The organism is Microbacterium sp. ZW CA_36 (assembly GCF_044987475.1).
Classification (GTDB): domain Bacteria; phylum Actinomycetota; class Actinomycetes; order Actinomycetales; family Microbacteriaceae; genus Microbacterium.
In genome coordinates, this window is sequence record NZ_JBJDRL010000025.1 from 54,025 (window position 1) to 62,865 (window position 8,841).

Genomic DNA, 8,841 nt, shown 5'->3' on the forward strand with positions numbered 1-8,841 from the left:
CCGCACATCTCGAGGACCACCGTGACCTACTCCACTCGCGCGCCTCTGCGCACGACGGCCTTGTGCGCAGTCGTCGCGTTGCTGTCCACGCTCGCGCTCGCCATGACCCCGACAATGAGCAGCGCTGCGGCGGCAACGCCGTTGACGGCTCTGCAGCCCGATCCCTCCGCATACGACGACGGCCGCTATATCGTCACGCTCCGCGATTCGTCGGTCGCGACCTATCGGGGCGGTGTCGCCTCGTACCGCGGCACCCAGCCCGGAGAGGGTGACGAGCTGGATATGCGCTCGAAAGCGGTCGCGGCATACTCCGATCGCCTTACTGCGGAGCAGCAGGCCGTCGCTGCGGATGCGGGGGCGAGCATCGTCAGCTCGTACACGCTCGCGACGAACGGCTTCACGAGTGCGCTGACCGCTCAGCAGGCCGCCGATCTCGCCGCAGACCCGCGCGTCGCTGCAGTGGTCAAGGACGAGCTCCTGCACCTGCAGACGGCGGGTCCCTCCACGGACTTCATCGGACTCAGCGGCGAGGACGGCGTATGGGCGACTCTCGGCGGGATAGATGCCGCAGGCGACGGCGTGGTGATCGGGATCATCGACTCCGGCGTCGCACCGGAGAATCCTTCGTTCGCCGGCGACCCGCTCGCCGCCGACCCTGGCGCAGACCCCTACCGGGACGGCGACGCCATCGTGTTCGAGAAGGGCGACGGCAACCAGTTCCGCGGCACGTGTCAGGCAGGCGACGCCTTCGACAGCGACGACTGCACGACCAAGCTGATCGGAGCACGGTACTTCGTGGACAACTACGGTGCCGACTACATCGGATCGGACCGTGGCGAGGTCGTATCTCCCCGTGATGGCAACGGCCACGGCTCGCACACGGCGAGCACCGCGGCAGGCAACGCCGGTGTCACCGCGCACGTCGCCGGCCGCGACCTCGGTGAGATCTCGGGCGTTGCGCCGGCGGCGAAGGTCGCGGTGTACAAGGCCTGCTGGACCGGCCCGACTGCCTTCGACGACGGCTGCATGACGGGCGACCTGCTCGCCGCCATTGATGCCGCAGTGGCCGACGGGGTGGACGTCATCAACTACTCCATCGGCGGCGGCGGCGCTGTCAGCACCGTCGCGCTGACCGATCAGGCGTTCCTCGGCGCGGCCGCGGCGGGCATCTTCATCGCCGCCTCCGCCGGCAACGACGGTCCCACGGAGTCCACGGTCGACAACGCCGCACCGTGGATCACCACGGTGGCAGCCAGCACCATTCCGAGCTACGAGGCGACCGTCCGCACCGGCGACGGCAACGCCTACGCAGGTGGCACGATCGCCGACACGGCCGGAGTGAGCGGTCCGTTCGTGACGGCGAGCAGCGTCGCTGCCGCCGGAGCGGCGGACGCGCACCTATGCGGCCCGGAGACGCTCGACCCGGGCATGGCGGCGGGAGCGATCGTCCTGTGCGAGCGCGGCGTCGTGGACCGGACCGCCAAGTCGGCCGAGGTTGCCCGCGCCGGCGGAATCGCGATGGTGCTGGTCAACCCGACCGCGAACTCGATCGACCTCGATGTCCACGCTGTCCCGACCATCCACGTCGACGCCGACGCGTTCGAGGCGCTGGAGGCCTATGCGGCGACGCCGGGGGGCACGGCCGTCTTCGAGGACGGCAACACGAGCGGCAGCCCATCGCCGGTGACGCCGCAGCTCGCAGGCTTCTCGTCCCGCGGCCCCGTGCTGGCCGACGGCGGGGACATCCTGAAGCCGGACATCACGGCGCCGGGCGTGGCGATCCTCGCCGACGGCCGCAATGCCGAGGGCGAGGAACCGACCTTCGAGCTCCTTTCGGGCACATCGATGGCCTCGCCTCACGTCGCCGGGCTCGCGGCGCTGTATCTGGGCGCGCATCCGGAAGCCGCGCCTTCGGAGATCAAGTCCGCGCTCATGACGACGGCATCCCACACCCTCGAACGCGACGGATCCGAGTTCACCGATCCCTTCGGCGAGGGCTCGGGACACGTCGAGCCGGCGCGCTTCCTCGACCCCGCGCTCCTGTTCCTCAACGGGATCGATGACTGGAACGGCTACATCCAGGGAATCGGTGCGGCGGACCTCGGGGTGCAGACGATCGACCCCTCCGACCTCAACCTCGCCTCCGTGGCCGTCGGGAGCCTTGCCGGCGTGCAGACGATCACCCGCACGGTGACCGCGACGCGCCCCGGCTCGTACACCGTGGCCGACGTGACGGTGCCGGGAGTCGATGTGACCGTGAGTCCGACTCTTCTCGAGTTCGCATCCGCCGGAGAGGAGAAGTCGTTCACGATCACCTTCCGTCGCCAGAGCGCACCCCTCGACGTGTTCACCACGGGCACACTCCGGTGGGCCGGAGCGGAGGGCGACACCGTGGTGGTGCCTCTGGCTGTGCGACCGAGCATCATCGCCGTCCCCAGGACGGCGACCGGAGAAGGCGTCGACGGCTCCCTCGAGCTGCCGGTCGCCGCAGGCGAGACGATGGAGGTGCCGCTCGCCGTCTCCGGCCTCGTCGCCGGCCGGATCGCGCGAGGTTCGGGCGCCACCGGCGCCGCTCCGGCCCGTCACGTCATCGAGGTCCCCGAAGGCACCACTTCCGCACGATTCGAGCTCGAAGGCGCCGATGCACAGAGCGATCTGGACCTCGCGCTCTACCAGGTCGACGATTTCGGTGGTCTGCTGTACCTCGACCAGTCGACCTCACCCGGAGCGGACGAGACCATCGTTCGCGCCGACCTGGAGGCCGGTGAGTACGTGGTCGACGTCTCCTTCTTCTCCGGTGAGGGCGACCTGGACTACGAACTGACCACTTACCTGCTGGGTGGCGACGCCGACGAGGGGACGCTGCGTGCCGACCCCGCCGTGCTGGCCATGCACATGGGCGAGACATCCCCGGCCACGATCTCCTGGTCTGCTCTGGCGCCCGGCTCTCGCTACTTCGGACGCGTGGCCTACGGGGCGACCGGCGCCACGACCGACCTGTACGTGACGACGCCCGGCGAACCACCGGCGTCGTCGGACGAGCCCGCGATCGTGGTCTCTCCCGATTACGTCCGTCCGGGACGCACCTTCACTGTCGCAGCCGTCGGCCTGCCCGCCCGCACCGGCTTCGAGATCGCACTCGACGGTACCGTCGCCTCGGCCGGAATCACGGGCGACGACGGCACGGCAGCACGTCGGCTGACCCTTCCGGAGGACGCGGCCGACGGCGTACACGAAGTGACCATCACGGCCGGGGATGCCCACCTCGCGGGCGGGCTCGTCGCCACACGGCTGCTCGTGCACGATGTGTTCGAGAACGTCGAATACCTCGCCGACGGCGGCGCATCGGTGTCGGCCGAGATCATGTTCGGGGGCGCGGGCGTCGTGCACACGACGCTGACCAGCGCCGGCGGCACAGAGATGCTGCGCGAGGATGTCGACGTGTACAGCGATCCCATGTTCGAGGTGGACTCGGCCCGCACCACCGCGGTGCGACTCGCGCCCGGCGACTACGTGGTGCGGGCGTGGGCAGAGGGTGAGGAAGGCCCGATGCAGGCGAGGGAGCGGGCGTTCGTCGTGGAGGAGACTGCGCCGAGCCTTCTCACGCTCACCCGGAATCCAGACGACGAGAACGCTGTCGACCTCTTCTACGACAATTCCGTCGGTGCTGTCACGCAGGCGACCATCAGGTCGAAGACGTGCGCCGGCCCGCTCGTGTTCGGCTCGCTGTGGATCGACAAGCCGGTCGTGACCTCGACGTTCGATCTGACCGGCATCACAGGTATCGACGTGATCGTCGACGGCGAGGTCGCGGGCTCGTACGCGAACTCGGGCTCCGAGAGGTGCGCGGCGCAGACCGAGGTCTCGCACGACTTCTGGGTCGTGGCCTCGGATCCCTCCCTCGACGGATCGAGCCGGGCTGCCGAGGGGATCACGCTCACCGTGAACAACCGGTATCCGGCCTACAGCGGCGGCTTCGACCTCTCGGCGGGCTACGGGTCCGACATCTACGGCGCCCGCTTCTACACGGAGCAGGTGCCCCACGATCGCGTGACGGAACCTGGACCCGTCGTGACCAGGACGATCGCCGCGGCGGAAGGCGAGGCGTTCTGGGTGCGCGCCAAGTACGAGGTGCTCACACCCGACATCCACATCTCGGCGCATCGGGTGGTCTACGCCACCGCGGTCCAGCTCGCCGATCTGCAGCCGGTCGTCGACCCTGGGAACCCCGGCACCGGTGGCCCCGGCTCCGGTGATCCCGGCTCCGGCGATCCCGGCTCCGGCGATCCCGACGGCCCCGACGGCCGGCCGGCCGGCGGCAGCAGCGCGGACGACCTGGCTGCGACCGGCGGCGGTGCCGCCACCGTGCTCGGCATCGTGGCAGCGCTCGCGCTGACCGTCGGCGCGGTGCTCGTGCGGTCGCGTCGCAGAGGTCGCGCCTAGGAGCGGGAACGAGCGTCGTGGGGTGGTGTGGCGCGCGCCGCATCACCCCTCGGGCGCACCACGGCCGGCGCGCGACTCCGCGCCCGGCGACGCTCCGCGCGGTCGCCCGCCCGGCGTCTCAGCCGCCGCCGAGTCCGTCCAGCGAAGGCACGAGGGTGAACACGATCTCCTCGGTGTCGCGGCCGAGACCGGGGGCGAAGTCGACGTTGCGCGACACCTCGGTGAACCCGACCTTCGTCAGCACCGCGATCGAGCCGGCGTTGTGCGCGGCGGCGCGGGCGAAGAGCGGGCGGATCGGCTCTCGCGAGATCAGCAGACGCAGGGCCGCGGTCGCCACGCCCCGGCCCCAGGCGTGGCGGGCGATCCAGTAGGTGACCTCGCGGTCGCCGTCGATCGTGAATGTCGCGGCGGTGCCGGCGAACCCGCCGTTCTCGGTGACCACGAACGAGAGGACGTCCTGGTCGGCGCGCTGGCGGGCGATCCACGCGTCGAACGCGCCGCGGTCGTCGGGGTCCTCCGCCGTGAAGGCGGCCATGGCGATGGCCTCGCGGTCGCGCATCATCTCGAAGATCGCGTCCAGGTCGTCGTCATCCAGAGCCCGCAGCTCGATGTGGTTCACGCGATCCACGCTAGCCACGGCATCCGTCACTGAGAAGAGTGTGCACCGCCGACGGGAGCGCCGTGCAGACGGCGGGACTCAGGAGAGACCGTGGATGCTGCGAAGCAGCGTCTCTGCGCGATCGCCGTTGCGCGCCTGGAAGGCATCGCGGAAGTTCTCATAGGCCGCGGTACGGCCGAGCGGGCACTCGATCACCGGCTTCCAGCCGACCATGTCGCGCCGGATGGCGATCTCGTACTCGCGGATGAACTGCAGCAGGGCGGCATTGCCGCTGGCACGGGTGACAACCGTGAAGAAGGCATGACTGGCCGCCACCAGCGCGTCGGAATCGTCGGCACGCGATGCCGCGATGACGTCGTCCAGTCGCTCCAGCGCGAGATCCATCGCCTCCGCGTCGGCCCGCGCCGAGGTCATCCGCACGGCGATGCCCATGTTGTAGGCGACCAGTTCGATGGTGTCGCTCTGCCGCCGCGGCTGCGACACGCGCGTGTAGCGGTGCGGCGAGACCTCGACCAGTCCCACGCGCTCGAGTCTCTGCAGCGCTTCGCGCACCGGCGTGCGCGAAACCCCGAGCCATTCGGCCAGCTCATGGTCGCGCAGGCGCTCCCCCGGTGCGAGGCGGCCGTCGAGGATCGCTTCGCCCAGATGCTCGTAGACCTCGTCTCCGAGGACGGCTCGGCTCGGCTCGAGCGGGACGAAGGGGGCAGTCATGAGTGGCACCAGTGTACGCCGGAAGATTCACGCGCATACACCCCTGATCCGGGCGGATTGCGACCCGGTCGCAGCCTTCGGAAATCCCGCTCATCCTTTGGACCGTGACCCTCGCTCTTGCGCTGATATATCGGTACGATGTTCCTGTCCACGTCTCCGACGTGGCCTATCCGGGGGGATCCGTCGACGCCCGGGCTTTCGAGCCTTGCTCAGCCCGGGCGTACGATGGGCCGGCTTTGCGACCGCGGCGGTGTGCAACATTTGTGTCACCATCCGAATTGGGTCTCGCCGCGCGCCTGCCTCTTCACTACGTTGGAGTCAATCGCCGCAATCGCGGGGAGATCAACGAAGAACGGCAAGTAATGAGCACGCAGGGCACCGTCAAGTGGTTCAACTCGGAGAAGGGCTTCGGCTTCATCGCTCCCGATGAAGGCGGCGCAGACGTCTTCGCGCACTACAGCGCCATCGAGTCGAGCGGTTACCGCTCGCTCGAAGAGAACCAGCGCGTCGAGTTCGAGATCGCGCAGGGACCCAAGGGTCTCCAGGCCGAGAACATCCGCCCGATCTGATCGGCGGACCGATCGCTTCACGCGGTCGAAGCCGCGGTACTCCGCCTCTCTGAAGCGGATGCCGCGGCTTCGTCGCGCCTGGCGGGATGATCGAGCCGGCAGGACGCGGGATGAGCGCCGGGTCGCTTCGGTCGCGTGCCCGGCCGCCTCAGTCGCGCTCCGGGCCGCCTCAGTCGCGCTCGCCGCGGACGAGCTCGATCCCCGCCCCCGCGAACTGACGCAGCGTCGCGTCCGGCAGGAACGCCCGCGTGAGCGCTCCGCCGATCCGCGTGAGGTCGCTCTCGTCGCGGAAGAGCAGATACATCGTCTCGTAGCGCGGGTGGAACTTCTGCTTGAACCGGTGCAGCGACTGGAACCCGTAGACGGGCTCGAGGGCGTCGGCGAGCCGTTCGCTCAGCGCCGCGATCATGCCGGCATCCGCGGGATAGTCGTGGGCCAACGGCGCACCGGACAGCGACATGATCTCGGCGCCCTCCTCGGAGAACAGCCGCGCCGACGAGCCGATGAGGTACTCCATCACGGGGCCGAAGCCGCCCTCGCGGCGGCGCATGAGGTCGAGCGTCCACCCGCGCACGGTGCCGCCGGCGCCGTGCACCGGCAGCCACGAGAGGAATCCGTCCACGTCGCCGTTGGGCGCGATAGCCAGGGCGAGCCGCACCTCGGGATCCTCTGCCTCGACGAGCGTGCCGAGTGTGAAGCCCATCTCGGGCAGTCCCTTGTCGCCGACCCACATCTCCGAGATCGCCCGCAGCTGCTGCTGCACGCCCCATGATTCGTCCTTCAGGCGGGTCATGCGGAACGTCATCTCCTCGCGACCGGCCCGGTTGAGCGACGAGCGCACGGAGTTCCATTGCTTGCCGGTGAACTCGAGGCCTGGAAGGTCGACGATCGTGTCGTCGGCGACCACGAGACTGCGCCATGACGACGGCACCGCCGCCCGCGTCGCCTCGTCGGAGCTGAAGAAGCAGGGCACGAGACCGGCGCGTTCGGCATCGTGGATGAATTCCCGAACGGATGCCGCGCGCGACGCCGCAGGTCCCAGCGGGTCGGCGAGGGCCAGGGCCACGCCCGCTCGCCGCTGGTAGGCGACGATGCCGTCGGCGGTCCCCGCGTAGCTGTTGCCCTCCCACGTGGTCATCCACGACAGCGTGCCGCCGCCGTCGGCGTGCAGCATCCGCTTCACGTCCTCGACCGCCGGCGCCGGCTGCCGGCCGATCCGCGACGACCGGCGGGCGCGGAAGGCGCGGCGCACCCAGATCAGGTACACGAGCATCAGCAGCCACATCGCGCCGCTCGCGAGGGCGAGCTCGGTCTCGCCGTCGATGGTGGCCTCGACCCTGGCCTCACTCGCGAGGACGATGAGCCCGGCGATGAGCAGCGCGAAGAGCACGTTGATGACGGCGAGGACGACGGCCACCACCCAGGTCCACCGTCTACCGCGTCGCAGTCCGTTGGCCACGATGAGGATGACGACGGTGTCGATGGCGAAGTCGATGAAGCCGCCCGACGCCGGCTGGGTCGGGCCGAACGGGCCGTCGGTCGGGACGAGGATCGTGACGACCTGGATCGCGCCGAGCACCAGCACCGCGATGAACGCGATGAGCCGCTGCTCGCGGATCGTGGTGCGCTGGATGCGCAGCGACCGGTCGACGAACAGCACCAGCAGCACGGCCAGCAGGTGCTCGAGATCGGCGAGCGAGCCCCAGAACAGCATGGCGACGAAGACGAAGCCGAGCAGCACCAGCCATGCCCGCACCCGCCAGGGACTGCGGAACAGGCCGACCGCCGCGGCGATGCACGCCATCGTTCCGCCCGACGCCCCCACGTCGAGCGCTGCCGCCTGGGTCTGGGCCCATGCCCACGGCAGCTGCGAGAAGCCCCACAGCAGCAGGGCGGTCGCGAGGATCGCGAACAGCTGCCCGACCCAGTAGTACGCCAAGGCGACCCGCGTGCCCCGCCGGAACTCGAGGTACGCCATACCGACGAACCCGGTGATTGTGAAGAGGTACACCCATGGCTGGTTGACGAAGAAGGTGCCGGTGACCGGCGTCCACCACCGTCCCGCCTCGAGCGCGGGCAGACCGTAGGCGACGACGTCGTAGAGGTCGGACTCCTCGAACGGCCGCCACAGCCCCTGCCACACCACGCCGACCACCAGGATCAGCGCGATCATCGTCAGCGTGGCCGGCATGCGCCGCATGACCGCGAGCACGCGGTTGGTTCTCCGAGTCGCCCCGTCGCTCATGCGATCACGATAGCGGCGGCCGCCCAGCACCCGCGCGGTAGGGCGGCTCGGGGCGTTTCGTCTCGGTCGCTGGCGCTCCCTCGCTCAACGACCGGGACCATTCCTGCCGGTCGTTGAGCGAGCTTGCGAGTCGAAACGCAGAGACGAAACGCCTGCGCCCGGCGCAGACGCCGGGCGCTGCTCAGCGGGCGGACGACAGCCGGGCGTAGTCGGCGAGGGCCTTGGCGTCCTCGGCGTCGCGCAGGGCGCGGCGG

5 protein-coding genes are annotated in these 8,841 nt (G+C 69.8%); 2 read left to right on the plus strand and 3 right to left on the minus strand.

Going from position 1 to position 8,841, the window contains the following annotated elements; translation table 11 throughout:
- Window positions 1-21: 21 nt before the first annotated feature.
- Window positions 22-4,443 carry a S8 family serine peptidase gene (locus ACI3KX_RS12390; RefSeq protein ID WP_404909921.1) on the plus strand — a complete coding sequence of 1,474 codons (4,422 nt, stop codon included), beginning with the start codon at window positions 22-24 and terminating at the stop codon, window positions 4,441-4,443.
- 118 nt (window positions 4,444-4,561) lie between these two features.
- Here ACI3KX_RS12390 and ACI3KX_RS12395 read toward each other — a convergent pair whose 3' ends face one another.
- Window positions 4,562-5,062 (minus strand): GNAT family N-acetyltransferase, encoded by a 501-nt coding sequence (locus ACI3KX_RS12395; protein WP_349425735.1) that lies wholly within the window; start codon window positions 5,060-5,062, stop codon window positions 4,562-4,564.
- 78 nt (window positions 5,063-5,140) lie between these two features.
- Complete coding sequence (locus ACI3KX_RS12400; RefSeq protein WP_363356090.1) at window positions 5,141-5,773, minus strand: GntR family transcriptional regulator; 633 nt, start codon at window positions 5,771-5,773, stop codon at window positions 5,141-5,143.
- Window positions 5,774-6,135: 362 nt separating this feature from the next.
- On the opposite strand from ACI3KX_RS12400, the gene ACI3KX_RS12405 reads away from it, so the two are divergent.
- Window positions 6,136-6,342, plus strand: coding sequence for a cold-shock protein (locus ACI3KX_RS12405; protein ID WP_137845695.1), 207 nt, complete (start codon window positions 6,136-6,138; stop codon window positions 6,340-6,342).
- Between the two features lie 169 nt (window positions 6,343-6,511).
- Here the strand turns inward: ACI3KX_RS12405 and ACI3KX_RS12410 are convergent, their stop codons facing one another.
- Complete coding sequence (locus ACI3KX_RS12410; RefSeq protein WP_363356093.1) at window positions 6,512-8,587, minus strand: DUF2156 domain-containing protein; 2,076 nt, start codon at window positions 8,585-8,587, stop codon at window positions 6,512-6,514.
- Window positions 8,588-8,841 lie beyond the last annotated feature (254 nt).

Coding starts and splice junctions, on each gene's coding strand:
- ACI3KX_RS12400 (WP_363356090.1), bottom strand. CDS start 5,773: ATGACTGCCCCCTTCGTCCCGCTCGAGCCGAGCCGAGCCGTCCTCGGA.
- ACI3KX_RS12405 (WP_137845695.1), top strand. CDS start 6,136: ATGAGCACGCAGGGCACCGTCAAGTGGTTCAACTCGGAGAAGGGCTTC.
- ACI3KX_RS12410 (WP_363356093.1), bottom strand. CDS start 8,587: ATGAGCGACGGGGCGACTCGGAGAACCAACCGCGTGCTCGCGGTCATG.